At 46.2% G+C, this 16,546-nt stretch carries 15 protein-coding genes; 2 read left to right on the top strand and 13 right to left on the bottom strand.

Features of this window, described 5'->3' with window-relative positions:
• Positions 1-70: 70 nt before the first annotated feature.
• The 5 genes from hemW to gpr all read right to left on the bottom strand — a co-directional run bounded on the left by hemW (position 71) and on the right by gpr (position 6,497).
• On the bottom strand, positions 71-1,243 hold the full coding sequence (gene hemW, locus H1230_RS08490; protein ID WP_239715066.1) for a radical SAM family heme chaperone HemW: 1,173 nt from the start codon (positions 1,241-1,243) through the stop codon (positions 71-73).
• Between the two features lie 108 nt (positions 1,244-1,351).
• Entirely contained in the window at positions 1,352-3,163 is a 1,812-nt protein-coding gene (gene lepA / locus H1230_RS08485; protein ID WP_239715065.1) for a translation elongation factor 4, read from the bottom strand.
• A gap of 147 nt (positions 3,164-3,310) precedes the next feature.
• Positions 3,311-3,799: a hypothetical protein gene (locus tag H1230_RS08480; protein WP_239715064.1), complete on the bottom strand. Its 489-nt coding sequence runs from the start codon at positions 3,797-3,799 to the stop codon at positions 3,311-3,313.
• A 73-nt stretch (positions 3,800-3,872) separates the two neighbouring features.
• Positions 3,873-5,201: a stage II sporulation protein P gene (locus H1230_RS08475; protein ID WP_239715063.1), complete on the bottom strand. Its 1,329-nt coding sequence runs from the start codon at positions 5,199-5,201 to the stop codon at positions 3,873-3,875.
• Between the two features lie 291 nt (positions 5,202-5,492).
• Entirely contained in the window at positions 5,493-6,497 is a 1,005-nt protein-coding gene (gpr, locus tag H1230_RS08470) for a GPR endopeptidase (protein ID WP_239715062.1), read from the bottom strand.
• Positions 6,498-6,876: 379 nt separating this feature from the next.
• Here gpr and rpsT point away from each other — a divergent pair, with 379 nt between their 5' ends.
• Complete coding sequence (rpsT, locus tag H1230_RS08465; protein WP_154121263.1) at positions 6,877-7,149, top strand: 30S ribosomal protein S20; 273 nt, start codon at positions 6,877-6,879, stop codon at positions 7,147-7,149.
• A 537-nt stretch (positions 7,150-7,686) separates the two neighbouring features.
• Here the strand turns inward: rpsT and holA are convergent.
• The 5 genes from holA to H1230_RS08440 form a co-directional block, all read right to left on the bottom strand.
• On the bottom strand, positions 7,687-8,706 hold the full coding sequence (gene holA, locus H1230_RS08460) for a DNA polymerase III subunit delta (RefSeq protein ID WP_239717195.1): 1,020 nt from the start codon (positions 8,704-8,706) through the stop codon (positions 7,687-7,689).
• A gap of 293 nt (positions 8,707-8,999) precedes the next feature.
• The gene (locus H1230_RS08455; RefSeq protein WP_239715061.1) at positions 9,000-10,217 is read right to left on the bottom strand and encodes an anti-sigma factor family protein; all 1,218 of its coding nucleotides are present in this window, start codon (positions 10,215-10,217) and stop codon (positions 9,000-9,002) included.
• On the bottom strand, positions 10,214-10,762 hold the full coding sequence (locus H1230_RS08450) for an RNA polymerase sigma factor (RefSeq protein WP_239715060.1): 549 nt from the start codon (positions 10,760-10,762) through the stop codon (positions 10,214-10,216). Before H1230_RS08450 ends, H1230_RS08455 begins: the two co-directional genes overlap by 4 nt.
• Before the next feature lie 258 nt (positions 10,763-11,020).
• A complete protein-coding gene (locus tag H1230_RS08445) occupies positions 11,021-11,257 on the bottom strand; it encodes a hypothetical protein (RefSeq protein ID WP_239715059.1) in 237 nt (78 codons plus the stop codon).
• A gap of 222 nt (positions 11,258-11,479) precedes the next feature.
• A complete protein-coding gene (locus H1230_RS08440) occupies positions 11,480-12,121 on the bottom strand; it encodes a bifunctional 2-keto-4-hydroxyglutarate aldolase/2-keto-3-deoxy-6-phosphogluconate aldolase (protein ID WP_239715058.1) in 642 nt (213 codons plus the stop codon).
• 384 nt (positions 12,122-12,505) lie between these two features.
• On the opposite strand from H1230_RS08440, the gene H1230_RS08435 reads away from it, so the two are divergent.
• Positions 12,506-13,456: a sugar kinase gene (locus H1230_RS08435; protein ID WP_239715057.1), complete on the top strand. Its 951-nt coding sequence runs from the start codon at positions 12,506-12,508 to the stop codon at positions 13,454-13,456.
• A 146-nt stretch (positions 13,457-13,602) separates the two neighbouring features.
• On the opposite strand, the gene H1230_RS08430 is transcribed toward H1230_RS08435, so the two are convergent.
• The 3 genes from H1230_RS08430 to H1230_RS08420 form a co-directional block, all read right to left on the bottom strand.
• Positions 13,603-14,619: a LacI family DNA-binding transcriptional regulator gene (locus tag H1230_RS08430; protein WP_239715056.1), complete on the bottom strand. Its 1,017-nt coding sequence runs from the start codon at positions 14,617-14,619 to the stop codon at positions 13,603-13,605.
• A 97-nt stretch (positions 14,620-14,716) separates the two neighbouring features.
• On the bottom strand, positions 14,717-15,784 hold the full coding sequence (locus H1230_RS08425; protein WP_239715055.1) for a hypothetical protein: 1,068 nt from the start codon (positions 15,782-15,784) through the stop codon (positions 14,717-14,719).
• Positions 15,781-16,320 carry an RNA polymerase sigma factor gene (locus tag H1230_RS08420; protein WP_239715054.1) on the bottom strand — a complete coding sequence of 180 codons (540 nt, stop codon included), beginning with the start codon at positions 16,318-16,320 and terminating at the stop codon, positions 15,781-15,783. The genes H1230_RS08425 and H1230_RS08420 overlap by 4 nt, the downstream gene beginning before the upstream one ends.
• Between the last annotated feature and the right edge of the window lie 226 nt (positions 16,321-16,546).

Here is a 16,546-nt window from a genome sequence, read left to right as displayed (position 1 = left end):
TCACCCCTCTGTTTAATAATATGAATAAATATACAACAGAGTGAATTACAATTCAAGAGTTATTTTAAAATTAAACCTCTGTCAGCGCCCCGACAAATTCCCCAAATACATCATTTCCAAAAAGGACACCTTGGTTGCTCAGTCGATAGATGCCCCCGATGTGCTCCAGCAAGCCCGCATGCACCATTTTATCCAATGATTTGGCGAATACATCCTCAAGCGTCTGTCCGAATTGCGCTTGGAATGCCGTATTGGACACCCCTTCCCGCAGACGCAAACCTACCATCATGAAATCCTCCATCGCCTCTAGCTGCGAAATGGGATAGGAATCAAGCTGTGGCAGACCCTTACTTGTGGCTTCTATATAAGGATTGACTCCCTTAATGTTTACATGACGCTGACGCTTAACATAACCATGCGCCCCTGCACCCAGACCGTAATAGTCCTCATTGTGCCAGTACGTAATATTATGACGGCTTTCCATCCCAGGCTTAGCGAAATTACTGATCTCGTATTGATCGTAGCCCGCTGCCTTCATCGAAGACATAAGCAGCAGATACATTTCCAACTCATCCTCTTCATTAGGAAGGGGGAGCTTATTCTTATTAAACATTGTATGAAAAAGCGTGTTTTCTTCTACCTTGAGGCTGTATATCGAATAGTGGGGCAGATCAAGCTCCAGCGCTTTGCGGATACTCTCGCCCAGCATGGCCACGGTCTGGTTCGGCAATCCGAACATGAGATCAATCGAGAGGTTATGGAGTCCGGCCGCACGTGCATTCTCCAGGCTGCGATATACATCATCTACATCATGTATTCGCCCAATGCCGGTCAACAGCTCATTCTGAAAGGCTTGAACACCGAAGCTCACCCGATTTACGCCGCCGTCTTTCATCACAGCCAGCTTATCGGGATCGGTTGTCCCGGGATTGGCTTCCATCGAGAACTCTATATTATCATCCCAGTCCGGAAAGTGAGTGCGTATGGATTTAAGGAAGTAGGCCATTTCATCGGGCTTCAGCACCGTTGGTGTTCCTCCACCTACAAAAATTGTCTTGATCACGCCAGGTGGAGTGTTCTGAACCGTCAACTCCATCTCCCGGTCCAAGGCGCGCAGGTAATCCATAACAGGCTGATCCTTCAGGACATAGGAATTAAAATCACAATAAAAGCACTTATTCGTGCAAAAAGGGATATGAATATATACGGCCTCAGGGGGACGGCTGGTAGGTTGGGTTGTCATAGCTGTCTCCTTTACTGTTTAAAATTTGAGATTAACTTACCTAGCTAAAAAGCCAGAAAAGGGAAGCCGTCAGGCTTCCCTTGCAGTTTCATCGCTTACGCGTTTAACTTAATCGATTTCCAGCACAGCCATGAACGCTTCCTGCGGCACTTCAACACTGCCGACCTGCTTCATGCGCTTCTTGCCTTCCTTCTGCTTCTCAAGCAGCTTACGCTTACGTGAAATGTCACCGCCATAGCATTTAGCCAGGACGTTTTTGCGCATAGCCTTAACGGTTTCTCGCGCAACAACCTTTGTTCCGACAGAAGCCTGAATCGGCACCTCGAACATTTGGCGCGGGATGATGCCGCGCAGCTTCTCGCAAATGACGCGTCCGCGGTTATACGCACGGTCACGGTGAACGATGAAGGACAAGGCATCAACCTGCTCGTTGTTCAGCAAAATGTCCATTTTGACCAGGTTCGAGCGGCGGTAGCCGGATACTTCATAATCATAGGAAGCATAACCCTTTGTACCGGACTTCAGCTGATCGAAGAAATCGTAGACGATTTCCGACAGTGGAATCTCATAGGTAATCGTAACTCGGGTGGTATCCAGATACTCCATGTTAACGAACTCGCCACGTTTATTCTGGCACAGTTCCATAACGGTGCCCACGTAGTCATTCGGCACGATGATTCCAGCCTTGACGTAAGGTTCTTCAATATAATCAATGGTGCCGACTTCCGGATAATGTGACGGGTTGTCAATGGTTAACGTTTCACCACTTGTCAGCATAATACGGTAAATAACACTCGGTGCGGTTGTGATCAGCGGCAGATTAAATTCACGCTCAATCCGTTCCTGAATAATCTCCATATGCAGCAAACCAAGGAATCCACAGCGGAAGCCAAAGCCGAGTGCACTTGAGCTTTCTGGCTCAAAGCTGAGCGAAGCATCGTTCAGTTGCAGCTTCTCCAGAGCTTCGCGCAGATCGTTATAATCAGACGTTTCAATTGGATACAGACCGCAGTATACCATTGGGTTGATTTTGCGGTAACCTGGGAGCGGTTCAGGTGTCGGATTCTTGGCATCCGTTACCGTATCACCGACACGGGTATCACCGACATGCTTGATACCGGCTACGATGAAACCAACATCGCCGATATTCAGCTCATCCACGATGGTCATACGTGGCATAAATGCACCAACCTCGATGACTTCAAAGGTCTTTTCGGTAGCCATCATCTTAATCTTGGAGCCGGCCCGGATACTGCCGTCTACAACGCGGACATAGACGATAACACCTTTATAAGGATCATAATGGGAGTCAAAGATCAGCGCCTTCAGCGGTTGTGTGGAATCACCCGTTGGAGCAGGCACCTGCTTTACTACCTGTTCCAGTATTTCTTTTATTCCAATACCTGATTTACCTGAGGCCATAACTGCTTCACTGGTATCCAGTCCAATAACGTCTTCGATTTCCTGCTTAACCCGTTCTGGGTCAGCGTTGGGCAAATCGATCTTGTTGATAACCGGGAGAATCTCCAGGTTGTTATCCAGCGCAAGATACACGTTAGCGAGCGTCTGTGCTTCGATACCTTGCGCCGCATCTACGACCAGCAGAGCACCTTCGCAAGCGGCTAGCGAGCGGGAGACTTCATAAGTGAAATCGACATGCCCTGGTGTATCAATCAGATTGAGAAAATAATCCACACCATCGTCAGCGCGATAGGTGAGGCGTACGGCCTGCAGTTTTATCGTTATACCGCGTTCGCGCTCCAGATCCATCTGGTCGAGTACCTGTTCCTGCATCTCACGCGAGCTGAGTGCACCCGTGTATTCCAAAATGCGGTCAGCCAGTGTCGATTTACCATGGTCTATATGTGCAATAATCGAGAAATTGCGGATTTGTTGTTGTCTTTTCTGTACGTCAGTCATTCCTTACCCCCACAGACAGCCTGATGTTAATCCACTTATTATAACAGTACAAGCTTCCCCCATCAATCCCGCACTGGCTTCAAAAAAAAGAAACAGCTATAACACGATAACGTGTAATAACCGTTTCTTCTAAATTCTTCTGCCGAATCATTCATCAGTGGAGGCGAACAGGGAAACTATCCAGCGGATACTTTTCTGGGAAGCCCGTTGCAGCAGTCCTGCGGTCTTATCTGCCAGAACATCCACCGCGGGCTTTTGTTCCACTGGAATAAGAATTTGCTCCGGAGACTGTGTGCTGTAATCATTCGTTTCCTGTTGAGGCAATTCACTAGATGCTGGCGTAGTACCGTCGTTCTGTGTCTGCACAGGGAGGGCGGTATAGGCGCCTGTAGCTGGATCAATGGTTACGGGTACGTATACATAAGTCTTCCCACCCTGAGTCACAGTGCTCGCTACCGGCTGAGACTTGATTCCTGTCACTTGGCTGGACTGTGCCGCCGTGTCTGGGAGGGTGTTCCACCCCGGCAATACCTGAGACATCTTCATCCCGCTGCTGCCGCCAAACTGCATGCCAATCAGCAGACCAATTCCAGCCCATATCCCGACCATCGTCAGTTTTTTCCCAAAACGCGTCATTTCTCCACCCCTTTTCAGACGTTATACGTTATATGTGGTGCGTTGTTTGTGAAGCCTTTGCGGCTTTGCCGACCTATTTACTGTCTACTGGCTTCGTGGAACCTGTTGTGCCAGCTGCATTAGCTTTCTCCGCATCATGGCTGCTCCAGTACACATCAGCTATGGCATCTGCCAATATATCTGCGGTGCGCTTCAGTTCCTCTGCTGTATTGTCGATTCCACCCACTTCAATTAACACGCTATTCGGAGATAAGGTCTGATTGTACTCCCCGTTATTACCTTTGCCCGCCGCTTTGCCCCAAATGCCACGTGACACGCCAGGATACCTTTTCTCCAGCAGTTGATGAATCTTATTCGCAAACTCTTCATTCTTCTTCCAATCTTTATTCGCATGACCAAGGATAAAATACACCTGTGCATAGCTTTTTCCGTTAACCATAGCCGTTGTTTTATCATGCCGCTGTGAATCGCGGTGAATATCAATCATCTCGTTCATTTTCTGATTCGCTGCCAGAACAGATTTGATGGTAATCCGGGAATATTTATAGGAGAAATTCCAGCTATAATCGGATACTTTAGTCGCATAATCCTCCTGTGAGTGGATAGTTCCAATCCCCCGTTGTTCCAATCTGTTGGTGATATAGGTTCCTACCAGCATGACATTTTTAGAAGGTGCCGCCGAGTTCGGATTGTTGCTTGCTACCCCTAGCAAAGGATTGTAAGCCTCCCGAGGATGAGAATGATAGATAAGGATGCGTTTTAGTGAAGTATCCTGCGCAGCTTGCTCATTGTTACTAGAGTCACCTTTACCAGTTCCGGCAGTACCGCCCGTTGCCTCTGGTGTTGCAGTCTTTTGCGGCTGCGGAGTGGCATCCTCTGGCTTGTCCGAATTATCCGCAATAGATGTAGGGTCATTCACATCTGCCCCCCCCTCTCCCGCTGCCAGGTCATCTGTTTCCGGATGATAATCAGCAGGTGCACCTGTTGTGCCACCCGAACCACTCCGCAGCAAAAATGGATCATCCCCCGCCAATCCCGGCACTTCTCGGGAGAGCAGACTTTTGGGATCATGCAGATTCACGCTAGTCAGCAATTGGAACACAAAGGAGGTTACCTTTTCACTCGAAAAAGTCGTTGGCTCCTTGCCTGATGGCAAATGCGGAACCTCCATCCCCAGCAATTCCATGAAAAACCCGCTTGATAATGAGGCAGCAAGTCCTTTCATTGAAGGAATGGGTGAAGAGTTGAGTTGCTGCCCGGCCAATCCTCCGGCTCCAAGCAACATGAAGAACACAAGTGACCCCCCAGCCAGCAGCAGCATCGTTCTCCCCAGCGATAAAACATCCAGCAATCTCCCCCGTAAACGGCCGATGTTCCATAGCTGAAACCATTTTTTGTTCATGTTTGTGATGTCCTCCTCCAGCCCTCTGTAATCTCTTATACTCCAAATCTATGAGCACAAGAGTAATACTAGAACCGTAAATAAGAGGATAGACTTGCACTTATCTCTAGTTAATAGTCTGACAAATCCTCAAGAAGAAACGGGTACCGTCCTGTTATGGACGGTACCCGTTTCTTCGAGAAATACAAGGATAAGTTATCGGGTTATAACTTCTTATATTTTAACAAGCAAAAGCCCGTACCAGCGTGCCCTCCTTCAGCAGGCTAGTATGGGCTCCGTTGTATACAGCAATCAGTGGGTATAAGCACCAACATTTCCGGGATCAACGGCATCATGCAGCGCTGCATTCAGTCCGCTAGCTACGATATTAGCAATCCCTTCAATGAATTCATCGATTTCCTTGGGCGTAACAATCAGATCATGCCCGAGTGGCTCCAATACTTCCTTTACTAGCTCCAGCCTCTCCTGTTCAGAGATATCATCTAGCAAGCCCATAATTTCTTTAGTATGTGCGGCTCCTTCACCTCCAAAATGTTTCTTCATCATTTCCAGCACATTGTTGACGATCGTTGAGGCATAACATACAGTCGGGACACCAATAGCAATACAGGGGACACCAAGAATCTCCTGAGTCAGTCCACGCCGCTTGTTGCCAATGCCCGAGCCCGGATGAATCCCAATATCAGCGATCTGAATCGTAGTATTGATGCGTTCCAAGGAACGAGAGGCCAGTGCATCAATGGCAATGATAACGTCTGGCTTGGTGCGGTCCACGATCCCTTGCACAACCTCACTGGACTCAATTCCCGTCAATCCCAGCACACCGGGGGCAATCGCGCTCACATTACGGTACCCGGGAGAGACCTGATCTGGAACCAGCTCATAGAACTGCCGCGTAATGAGCGAGTTCTCTACAACTAAGGGACCGAGTGAGTCGGGAGTAACATTCCAATTACCGAGACCCACAATAAGTATGGAGGAATCCTTTCCAATACCAATCTTTGTCATGAACTGCTCGAATTCACGAGCAAAGACATCAGATACTCTTTGCTGAAGCCCCGTGTCTCCGTTACGCAGGCCAGGAACTTCCAATGTCACATAATTCCCTATGGCACGCCCAATGGCCTGTGAACCGGCTGCATTGGCTACTCCAAGCCGGGTAACCTTAATACCGTCCGACTCTTCCACCTCTTCGTTCACACCGGGTATCGGCATCTTCTGCGGTCCTTGGGCCATTTCCTTAGCCTCAACCGCCAAATCCGTGCGTACCGAATACAGCTGCAGGTCCAGATCCATTGTTTCCAGCCTCCTAAAAGTTTTATGGAGCTTATACTTCTCTTGAGTTACTTCGCAATAAAACTGCTTCGTAAGCATAAGCCCTAAGTTTTGTTAGCCTAATCTCCATTGAATAGCTTCGTACAAAACTCACTTCGTAAGCATCCACCTAGTTTTATGGAGCTTATACTTCTCTTGAGTTACTTCGCAATAAAATTGCTTCGTAAGCATTTGCTTTTACTTCTGTCGATAGTGTGCGAGAGAAAGCCACTGTTTATACAGAGGCTGGAGGTTTAATTTGAAAGCATTTAGTATTGCTTTTTACTAGTGATCATGCTAAACTATTTTAAGTTGTGAATCATTTCGATGATTCCGAATGTCTTACAGGAGGTGAAATTCAATGCCAAATATTAAATCCGCGGTTAAACGCGTCAAAACGAACGAAAAACGCCGTGCACTGAACGTTTCTCAGAAATCTGCGCTTCGTACAGTTGTGAAAACTGCTGATATCGCACTAGCAGGTACGGAAGTTGTAACAGCTCAAACTGCTTTCCAAGCTGCTTCCAAAAAGCTGGACAAGGCTGCTTCTAAAGGTCTAGTTCATAAAAATGCGGCTGCCCGCAAGAAATCCCGCTTGGCGAAGAAATTGAACGCTCTTACGGCTCAAGCGTAAGACGACTTTCATAATGAGCATTGAAGAACCTGACCGCTATGCTTCATACGGTTAGGTTTTTTTGTGTTTATTTTCCTGAGCTCATAACCATGCGACAGATCATTTAACATGAATTACTGCTGTTAATTGAAGCCACATATCTCTTGGAGACCAATTAACATGAATTACTGCCTCTAATTCGACTCTCAGAAGCTAATTTCCTGAATTCAGAAGAAAATAACGGCATTATATGCTGCTATTTTCCGAATAGTACATAAATCAAACGATATAACGGCATATTTTGCTGTTAACATAAACCACTCTCCCAAGTCATAGAAATTTTTAAGGTGCTCCAGCAAACCATTACGGTGTAAGACTATCAATCAAGGGCGGGAGGACCTACTTAACCTAGGAAACCTACGAATGTGAGTTAATCCGTATTAGCCATACAAAAAAAGAACTATTATTGCACGACAAGCCTGCTCGGCGTTGCTTAAACAGCGCCGAGCAGGCTTGTCGATTAGGGTCTATTGAAATAAAACTTCATAAATTAATAAGTTAGGCACCCAAGCGCAGCATAAAAAGCTCCAGCCCCAGAACCTTATCTATCGCCCCAGTCTTCATCTGATAATCAAGATCGGCCAGGGCATTCAATATTTGCCGCAGCCGCTCACTCGTAAACTTATGGGCCTGTTCACCAGCCAGCTTGACAGCATAAGGATGCAGTCCCAGCTGTGAGGCAATCTGCCCCTGCGAATAACTGTGTCCGGATAAATCCTTGACCTGCAAAATAATCCGGAATTGCCGAGCAACCAACGCTGCAATCTTAATCGGCTCCTCGCGTTGCTTAAGCAGCTCATTCAATGTATTGAGCGCCTTGTCGAGGCGCAGATTAGCGATATCTTCCACCAGTGTGAAGATATTCTCTTCTGTCCCACGGTGCACAAGACTTTCTACGGCTGCTGTATTGACTGTCCCCCCTGTTCCAGCGAACAGACACAGCTTGTCCATCTCAGCAGATAAGCCTTGCAGGCCCGTCCCTGCACTTGCTATCAGGGCTTCAGCTGTACCAGGTGCCGTTGTGCAGCCGCGATCACGAATTCCCTTCTCTACCCAGCGCAGCAGCTCCTCAGCACCTAAAGGGTTAAAGGCCAGCACCGTTCCGGTGGCTTTGACAGCTTTGACAATCTTTTTGCGCTCATCCAGCTTGTCATTATTCACCATAAACACGATCACACTGAAATCGGTAGGGTGCTGCAAATATTCACTTAATATATCAATACGATGCTCAAGTTTAGCATTTTCTTTACCCGCCGTGAACAGCGAGGCATCCCGCACCAGCAGCAGCTTACGCTCCACCATGAAGGGAACAGTCTCCGCTTCCTCCACTATAGATTGAACCGGTGTTTCCGAAAGATCGAAAGGGATCACCGCAAAATCACGATCCTCTTTCGCGATTAACTGTCCCTCCAGCAATGCCGCAAATTCATTCATCCGAAATTTTTCACTGCCATATAGAACATAGATCGGCGAAATTTTACCTTGCTTGATGTCTTTGATCGCCGTTTTGGCATCCATCACGCCACTTCCTTTTCCATTCATTTCATCCATTCTGATCCCTATCACATTTATCCAGAGCCTCATTGTAACAAAAAAGTCGGTGTAAACAAATGCAAAAACGGAGAAACTCCGGCAGCCATGGCCAAAGTTTCCCCGTTTCAGCGGCGCATCTATATAAACGACGAAGTGAGAAGCTCTAGAAACTCCCCATCCGACGGTCATACCGATGATCTGCACATCCTGTAATTGAAAATTCCTGTCCTCTTACTACAGCATATTCCGATACTAAGCAAAAAGTTCCACCAACAAGATTATTTTGTGGACGATGTAGGAGACGAAGTACTGTCAGGTGTTACCGTCGGCGCGGGTGAAGAAGTAGTTGCCGCCTCTGCTTGTACAGTATATACTTTCGTAACCTCAGCACCAGCTTGCTCAGTTACATACGTAAATTGCAAGCTATCCGGCGACCATTCGCCAGAAACCCATGTCCCTGAGAGTGGATAAGAAGTCACTGCCAGCTTCCCTTCTTCTGATCCGTTGGGCGGAAGACTATAAATAACAAGCTGCTGCCCAGCGAGTTCTGCTGCGTATCGCCCATCTGGAGAGTTCCAGGACAGCTGAGATGAAACTAGGTTTGGCAGCATGCCCATTATTCCTTGAGGATCTGCAGGAACCTTCATAGTCTCCTGAAGCGGAGCTGCTGCATCGGCTGCAGCCTTATTTTCTGCGCTCGGCTCGCTTTTGTTCGGATTAACCTCTGTGCTGTTGAGAGCAGTCGCATCATTGGCCTGCGGAGTTGCATTGGTACTCTTTGGAGTCTGCTTAGTCGGGGAAACTATCTTCTCTGACACAGGCTTCTCGCTCTTAGCCGGTTGTGTTCCCAGTCTTGCTTCCGGTGTAGCGACTGGCGCATCCGACCCGGCTGCGGCAGATGCGGAAATACCATCTTCATTCGCGGGTACCGAGCTCTGTTCGGTACTAAACATTCCCTTAGTGCTATCTGTTGTGCTATCCATATTAGTTCCATCTGCTGTGTTGGCAGATCCAGTATCCATCTTACGTGTGGCTTCGCCGCTGTCAGCTGAACTCGCTGCACTTTTGGTTAGTTGTTCTACCTCTGCACCAGGCATTTTATCGGGCATATTGAACAAAGCTATTATTAGTATAACGGCAGCTGCAACAGCGCCAATGCCTGTCCGTGATGCCATTGAGTTTCCCTTCGTCATCTTGCCACGAGCGCTTTTACGTGAAAAAGGAATCATGCCCTGCTCTGCAGAACTAGTACCACTTTGTTCGCGGCTACCGCGATCCAATTCATCAAGCTGAGGCATAATGGAGTCCACCAGACTGAAAGGGGCTTTCACGTCCGGCAAGTGCTCCAGTTGCTGCGAGAGCATGGTCAGACGATCAAAGACATCCGCGCAGGAAGGACAATCGTCGATATGACGGAACATCTCAATCATCTCATCTTGACTTAAGTCATGATCCAAATAGCGGTGCATCCATTCCATCACCTCCGCGCAATTCATCCCGATACACCACCTTTCTGGTACTCCTGAAGTTTATTCTGCAGCTGTTGTCTAGCCCGGAACAGGTAGGATTTCACGGTGTTCAGAGGCAAGTCCAGACAGTCTGCAATCTCGTTGTAAGAAAAATCCTGCAAATAACGCAATACGATCACCGTGCGGTGATGCTCCGGCAATTCATCGATTGCCTCTTGTATATCCTGCGCCAAATAAGCAGATAACACTTCCCGCTCCACATTATGTTTATCCTTGAACACCATTTCGTGCTCATCGATAGAAACTGTAGGTTTGGTTCTTCTGAATTTATCAATGCAAATATTCGTAACGATACGCTGAACCCACGTTTTGAACTGGGCCTTTTCCTCGTAGGAACCAATTTTGGTATATACCCGGATCAAGGCTTCCTGAGATGCATCAAGTGCATCCTGTTCATTATGCAAAATGTAAAAGGCCGTCTTATATACCTGCCCTTCAATTTCCCGCAATAGGGTGATTAGAGCGTCGCGATCGCCCGCTTGAGCGGCTCTGATGAGTCCCTGCTCCACCACGAAGGTTCCCCCTCTCTATGCAATCTTACTGACGCGCAAGACTGCGAATTTGTTGCAACTCTATATCAATATTTTTAGAATTCCAAACTTTACAAGTTACGTCATGCTATACCCAAGGTTAAGCCGTTCAGGCTCTTTGGGATCGTTCCATAATCCTTACTTATCATACAGGGGATGCCTTCATCATTCAAATACTCTTTATAGGTAACTTTATTACATAAATGACATTAGATATCTAAAAATAGACATAAAATCCGTTCATTTATATAAAACTGTCTTGCAGAGTAGAAACACAGAATAATTGTCCTTAGTTTCATCATCAACAATATAGGCCTCTCCGTACTCAAAGATATACGGATTATTAAAGTTTCGCTCCAATTTATAGATATGGCCTTCAGTCACCTTGCAGCCAAATGCGGCACAACTAATCTCTACATATCGGGCATCTTCTTGATTGTCAGCATGATACAGTGCCTCGTCATTGTAATCAGGCATTCTTCTCACTCCCGGCAGGATAATAGGCGATAAATCGCTTTCGGATTCTTCATACACCAAATGGCTGTTCATAGGGATTAGTCTATGGAACAGCCGTCTTCTATTATATAGTTTATTATCTGAAAATCAAAAAGGCTGCAAACTGACAACAATCAGTCTCACAGCCTTTTTTATAATTGTGCCGCCCAAATCGGGCTTCGCTTACATTAGATGAAGAAGTGCTTAAGCACCCTTAATCTCTTTAAACTTCGCTACATACTTCGCAGCCAGCTCAGTTACAAGATCATAACGACCATCCTTGGCCGGAGCCGTAAGATTGCCACCAATACCTACAGCGATACAACCGTTGGCAATCCATTGTCCCATGTTGTTCAGATCCACGCCGCCTGTAGGCATAATGTTCACATGTGGCATAGGTCCTTTAACTGCTTTGATATAATCAGGTCCAAAAGCGCTACCTGGGAACAGCTTAAGCACATCTACGCCGAGCTTCAGGGCTTCTTTCATTTCGCCAAGTGTCAGACAACCAGGCATGTATGGAATACCGTACAGGTTACACATCTTGGCCGTATCTTCTTCAAAGGAAGGACTCACTACAAATTCAGAGCCTGCCAAAATAGCAATTCTTGCTGTCAACGGGTCCAACACAGTACCCGCACCAATCACTGCCCGATCTCCGTATTCTGCCACCAGTCTCTTAATGGCTACATCCGCATCCGGCGTAGTAAAAGTTACTTCAATATTGTTCAAGCCGCCCTCAATACAGGCTACGGACATCTTGAAAGCCTCATCAGCACTATCAGCACGAATAACAGCCACTACACCAACCGACATTACATTTTGCAAAACTTTTATCTTCTTCATGGATTGAACTCTCCTTCTTAGTTATATCTATTTAGTAAGTAAACAATCTAAAATTAGATAAACTTATTTATCTAATTTACTAACAACAAGTTAATACCACTACTGAAATAGTAATAATAATGTCGTCAACAGTCAATATATTTTTATGTGAACATGTTGATTTATTTATAGAAAAATCCTTATAACCCCTTATATATAAAGGAATTATATAAATTAAATCAATATTCAGAACACAAGTTAATTTTGTGTAATAAGCAATGTCTTATTGTACAAAACCGATTTATATGATAATTTCAAAGTATAAACTATTTTATACTAGTATGTTCTAAAACTAAAGCGTAGGCCACAAAACTTAAGCAGAGTAAAATTTAGGAGGAAATTAATATGAGTAAACATTTAGATGCTGTTACTTTTGGAGAGGCAATGGCCATGTTTTATGCGAATGAGCCTGGACCCTTGTCTGAGGTATTTTCATTCTCCAAGGCGCTTGCAGGTGCTGAGAGTAACGTAGCTACAGGCTTGTCCCGTCTGGAACACCCAACTGGATATGTTACCAAGCTTGGTAAAGACAATTTCGGGGAATTTATTGCTCAAGCTATGAACAAAGAGAATATAAATACAGAGAGTATTACTTATACAAATGAGTATTCTACAGGCATGTTGATCAAATCGAAGGTACTAAGCGGCGATCCCAAGGTGGAGTATTTCCGCAAAAATTCCGCTGCCTCCAAGCTCAGCTTGACTGATTTTGATGAATCCTATTTCGCTTCCGCTGGACACCTGCACGTAACAAGCATCTCGTCCGCACTCTCGAAGAACTGTCATGAGTTCTCCATTCACGCAATGGACTTTATGAAAAGCAACGGGAAAACGGTCTCCCTCGACCCTAACCTGCGTCCAACCTTGTGGCCTGATACTGAAACGATGGTGAATACCATTAATGATCTGGCTACTCGCTGTGACTGGTTCTTGCCTGGACTTAGCGAAGGTAGAATTCTCACCGGACTGGACACGCCAGAAGAAATCGCCGCCTATTATCTGGCGCGTGGTGCTTCCCTCGTTGTAATCAAGCTCGGTCCTGAAGGTGCTTATTACAAAACCTCCGAACAAGAAGGATATGTACAGGGCTTCAAAGTTGAAGAGGTTATTGATACTGTGGGTGCTGGCGATGGGTTTGCTGTCGGAGTTATCAGCGCCATGCTTGAGAAGCTTCCGGTAGCTGAAGCCGTGAAACGCGGTAATGCCATCGGCGCTTTAGCGGTTATGTCCCCTGGCGACATGGATGGCCTGCCAACCCGCGAAGGTCTAGCGAAATTTATGAACCAGGAAGTATAGAAGTTAGCAACAAAGCTATTCCTAAAAGAGTGTAGATACAGACTAAAAAACCAGCCAAGGACACATAAGTGTTCGACTGGTTTTTTGTTTATTCTGCAATCAAATATTTCTCGTTCTTTGTAAACTAATAAAACGTTTTATCACCTCTATTGAGGCGATTTCACGGATTGTCCTTGCTGTAATGACGGAGGGAAGCGGTAGGTAATAGGTACATAGGAGCCATTATCCTCAATGCAGGAAAGCATAATCTTGGCAGCCTGCATTCCCATCTCATACGCCGGCTGGCGGATCGTCGTAATCACCGGATTATAAATATGGGCGAACTCCGCATCATCAATTCCAATGACCGACAGCTGATTTGGAATGGCGATTGATCTGCGGTTCGCATATTTCAATATTTCTGCCAGGGCGATATCATTCGCAGCCAGCAGTGCGGTTGGTGGCTGTGGCAGTCCCAAGAGACGTTCCAATTCGGCCGCCAATTCTTCTTTTGGCACACTGCATACATATCCGTCGTGCAGAGTAAGGCCCGCCTCCTCCATCGCCTTCTTGTATCCGCTTATTCGCTCTTTGCGAGGCGTTATTCCATGCTCTCCCAGCGGAAGGGTAACCAGCGCAATTCGTTCATGACCATACCGCACCAGCTCTCCAATCCCAATCTTAACCGCCATTTCATTATCCAGCAGCAGACTCTGCGTAGTTACACCTTCAACAAGCCGGTCCATAAACACAAGCGGATATTGGGCTTCGATTAGTCGGCTGTAGGCAGACGGATTATTACCTGTCGGGAAAATGATCAAACCGTCCACCTGACGAGCTACCAACGTTTCCACGTAAGTTTCCTCTTTTTCCGCATTCTCGTCCGCATTGCAAATAATCACCTGTATTCCGTGGCGCTGCAGCTCATTCTCAATCGCCCGGATACATTGGATCGACAGCGAATAGTCGATATTAGCGACAATGATGCCCACCATATGCGTACGATTCTGCTTCAGACTGCGCGCCAGACCGTTAGGCTTATAATTCAGTTCCTCAATCACCGCAGCAATCCGATTCCTCGTCGCTTCGCTCATATATTTATACCGTTTATTCAAAAATTGCGAGACTGTACTCTTCGACACTCCCGCCTTTTGGGCAACATCTTCAATTGTCAGCTTTTTCATCTCTTCCGCTCCACTCTTCTCTAAAGAAAAACACTTTATCAAAAAGTATAGCTTTTTTTTAGTAAATTATCTACCGAAAAAGTAAAGATAAACCGCCTCATTGCTGTTCAAAATAATCAAGGTACCATTGCCGGCCTATTTTCAGAGCCATCTCCGCTGTACGCTTCTCACCTTTCACTCTGTAAATAACAGTTTCTGCAGTTCCATTAATATCAATTCTAATTACAGATTGAAGCAGCTGTATATGCCCCGATTCCAGATCATACAGCTTGGCATGCTGATCAAAGCCACCTTTCTTGTCATCGGTGTAATAGACAAGCAAGAGCTCTTCATTCCGCTTATCAATAGCGATATAAGACCTGTACAGACTGAGTGAGTAATCCAAAGTAAGCAATTTTTTAGGCACTACAACCTTACTCGCTGTTACCTTTTTGGTATCAACCACAGATAGTTCCGTATCCGTACTTTTATCAGTGCCTATAGTGAAAGTGTTTGTTATTATCAACGCATAATTTCCAGCACCATAAATTGACCCTAAATTATAATAAGACTGGGCTCCACCCGCATAAAGCGGATAAGTATACACCCTGAGTGCTGTTGTTGCCGAAAGCTCTGGCTGATCCTTAGGACTCAAATACAGAGAATATGGTTCAGTTGGATGTGTATATTTGGGCTTCAAGTAATTGACCATTGGCGGAGCCGGTGACCAGATAATACCCGCCGAGGTTTCAGCGGCATAAGATCTCCCTTTATCTCTATCCAGTGGCAGAGGCATATAATACTTCATACCGCTAAACTCAAACTCCGCTGAACCAATGGGTGGTACGTATTCCTTACCTGTTGCGGTTGGCGTAACAGTAGGCATTGGAGCGGCGGCCTGAAATGGGGTTAACGGTGATGAGGCGAGATGTCCATTACGCCATTCACGGAACGGCCAAATCAGAGTACCTAATAGAAAGAGCGTTGCCAGCCCAGTAAAAACAAAACTTTTGCGTACACGGAATCGCTTATGTGTCTTCATTGAGCCTGCTGTTGCTGCTTGTTCAATCTGCGTCATTAGCTCGAAGGTGAAGCCATCTTCACGGAACGGCCGCTTGCCTGCCCGCGCATACCAATCCGTCTGCCCAATCATTACGCGGTTCTCTTCATCTGTTCTGCGCTTCATTCCCTCTCCTCCTCCTCGATGATCTTTCTAACCTTGTCTCTGGCCCGGGCCAAACGTGATTTCACCGTCCCTTGGGCGATACCCAGCAGTCCGGACATTTCAGCGATGGACAGACCGTGCTGGAGATCTAGCACCAGCACCTCTCTGTTTTTGTCCGGAAGCTCCATAATGATCTCCCAGATCCGATTGGCATATTGGTTGCCGAGCGCCTCTTGTTCTGCAGAAGGTGCATTGACTGCTAGGGGCTGATTACCAAGCGTTATGAATCTGCGCCAAAAGCTGTTTTTGCTCCAGCTGAAGGCCGTATTTCTGGTAATCGTCAGCAGCCAAGTCTTCACGGAAGACTGACCACGGTATTTTCCAATATTCCGATAGGCCTTCAGGAACACATCTTGGCTGATATCATTCGCTTGCTCTCGGCTGCGGGTTAGGAAGTAAGCATAATTCCACACATCCGATCCGTATGTATCCATCATTTCCCGCAGTGTGATCACGGGCGCGTATGCTGCTGCATACTGCAACTCATCGCTTGGCATATGTCTCCTCACCTCTTGCCCAATAAGACTTCCGAAGTTGTAAAAAGTTCCCTCTATTTACGTTTTGGAACTAAAAAAATTTCATTTATATTTTTTACGTTAATAATTAAGTTAATTTACGTAATTATTTTCGTTGATCATCGCTTAATAGATGATTATAATAACAGGAACAAAGTGAATCGGGGGGATTATTCTGAAAACTAAAAAAGTAACGATCACACATATT

The sequence above is a fragment of the Paenibacillus sp. 19GGS1-52 genome, from assembly GCF_022369515.1.
In the GTDB taxonomy this organism is placed as follows: Bacteria; Bacillota; Bacilli; order Paenibacillales; family Paenibacillaceae; genus Paenibacillus_AQ.
This window is presented reverse-complemented; position numbering and strand designations above follow the sequence as displayed.

What these genes read in the sequence shown, in the direction of transcription:
- hemW (WP_239715066.1), bottom strand. Translation starts at nt 1,243, where the DNA reads ATGACAACCCAACCTACCAGCCGTCCCCCTGAGGCCGTATATATTCAT.
- lepA (WP_239715065.1), bottom strand. Translation starts at nt 3,163, where the DNA reads ATGACTGACGTACAGAAAAGACAACAACAAATCCGCAATTTCTCGATT.
- H1230_RS08480 (WP_239715064.1), bottom strand. Translation starts at nt 3,799, where the DNA reads ATGACGCGTTTTGGGAAAAAACTGACGATGGTCGGGATATGGGCTGGA.
- H1230_RS08475 (WP_239715063.1), bottom strand. Translation starts at nt 5,201, where the DNA reads ATGAACAAAAAATGGTTTCAGCTATGGAACATCGGCCGTTTACGGGGG.
- gpr (WP_239715062.1), bottom strand. Translation starts at nt 6,497, where the DNA reads ATGGATCTGGACCTGCAGCTGTATTCGGTACGCACGGATTTGGCGGTT.
- rpsT (WP_154121263.1), top strand. Translation starts at nt 6,877, where the DNA reads ATGCCAAATATTAAATCCGCGGTTAAACGCGTCAAAACGAACGAAAAA.
- holA (WP_239717195.1), bottom strand. Translation starts at nt 8,706, where the DNA reads ATGGATGCCAAAACGGCGATCAAAGACATCAAGCAAGGTAAAATTTCG.
- H1230_RS08455 (WP_239715061.1), bottom strand. Translation starts at nt 10,217, where the DNA reads ATGAATTGCGCGGAGGTGATGGAATGGATGCACCGCTATTTGGATCAT.
- H1230_RS08445 (WP_239715059.1), bottom strand. Translation starts at nt 11,257, where the DNA reads ATGCCTGATTACAATGACGAGGCACTGTATCATGCTGACAATCAAGAA.
- H1230_RS08440 (WP_239715058.1), bottom strand. Translation starts at nt 12,121, where the DNA reads ATGAAGAAGATAAAAGTTTTGCAAAATGTAATGTCGGTTGGTGTAGTG.
- H1230_RS08435 (WP_239715057.1), top strand. Translation starts at nt 12,506, where the DNA reads ATGAGTAAACATTTAGATGCTGTTACTTTTGGAGAGGCAATGGCCATG.
- H1230_RS08430 (WP_239715056.1), bottom strand. Translation starts at nt 14,619, where the DNA reads ATGAAAAAGCTGACAATTGAAGATGTTGCCCAAAAGGCGGGAGTGTCG.
- H1230_RS08425 (WP_239715055.1), bottom strand. Translation starts at nt 15,784, where the DNA reads ATGAAGCGCAGAACAGATGAAGAGAACCGCGTAATGATTGGGCAGACG.
- H1230_RS08420 (WP_239715054.1), bottom strand. Translation starts at nt 16,320, where the DNA reads ATGCCAAGCGATGAGTTGCAGTATGCAGCAGCATACGCGCCCGTGATC.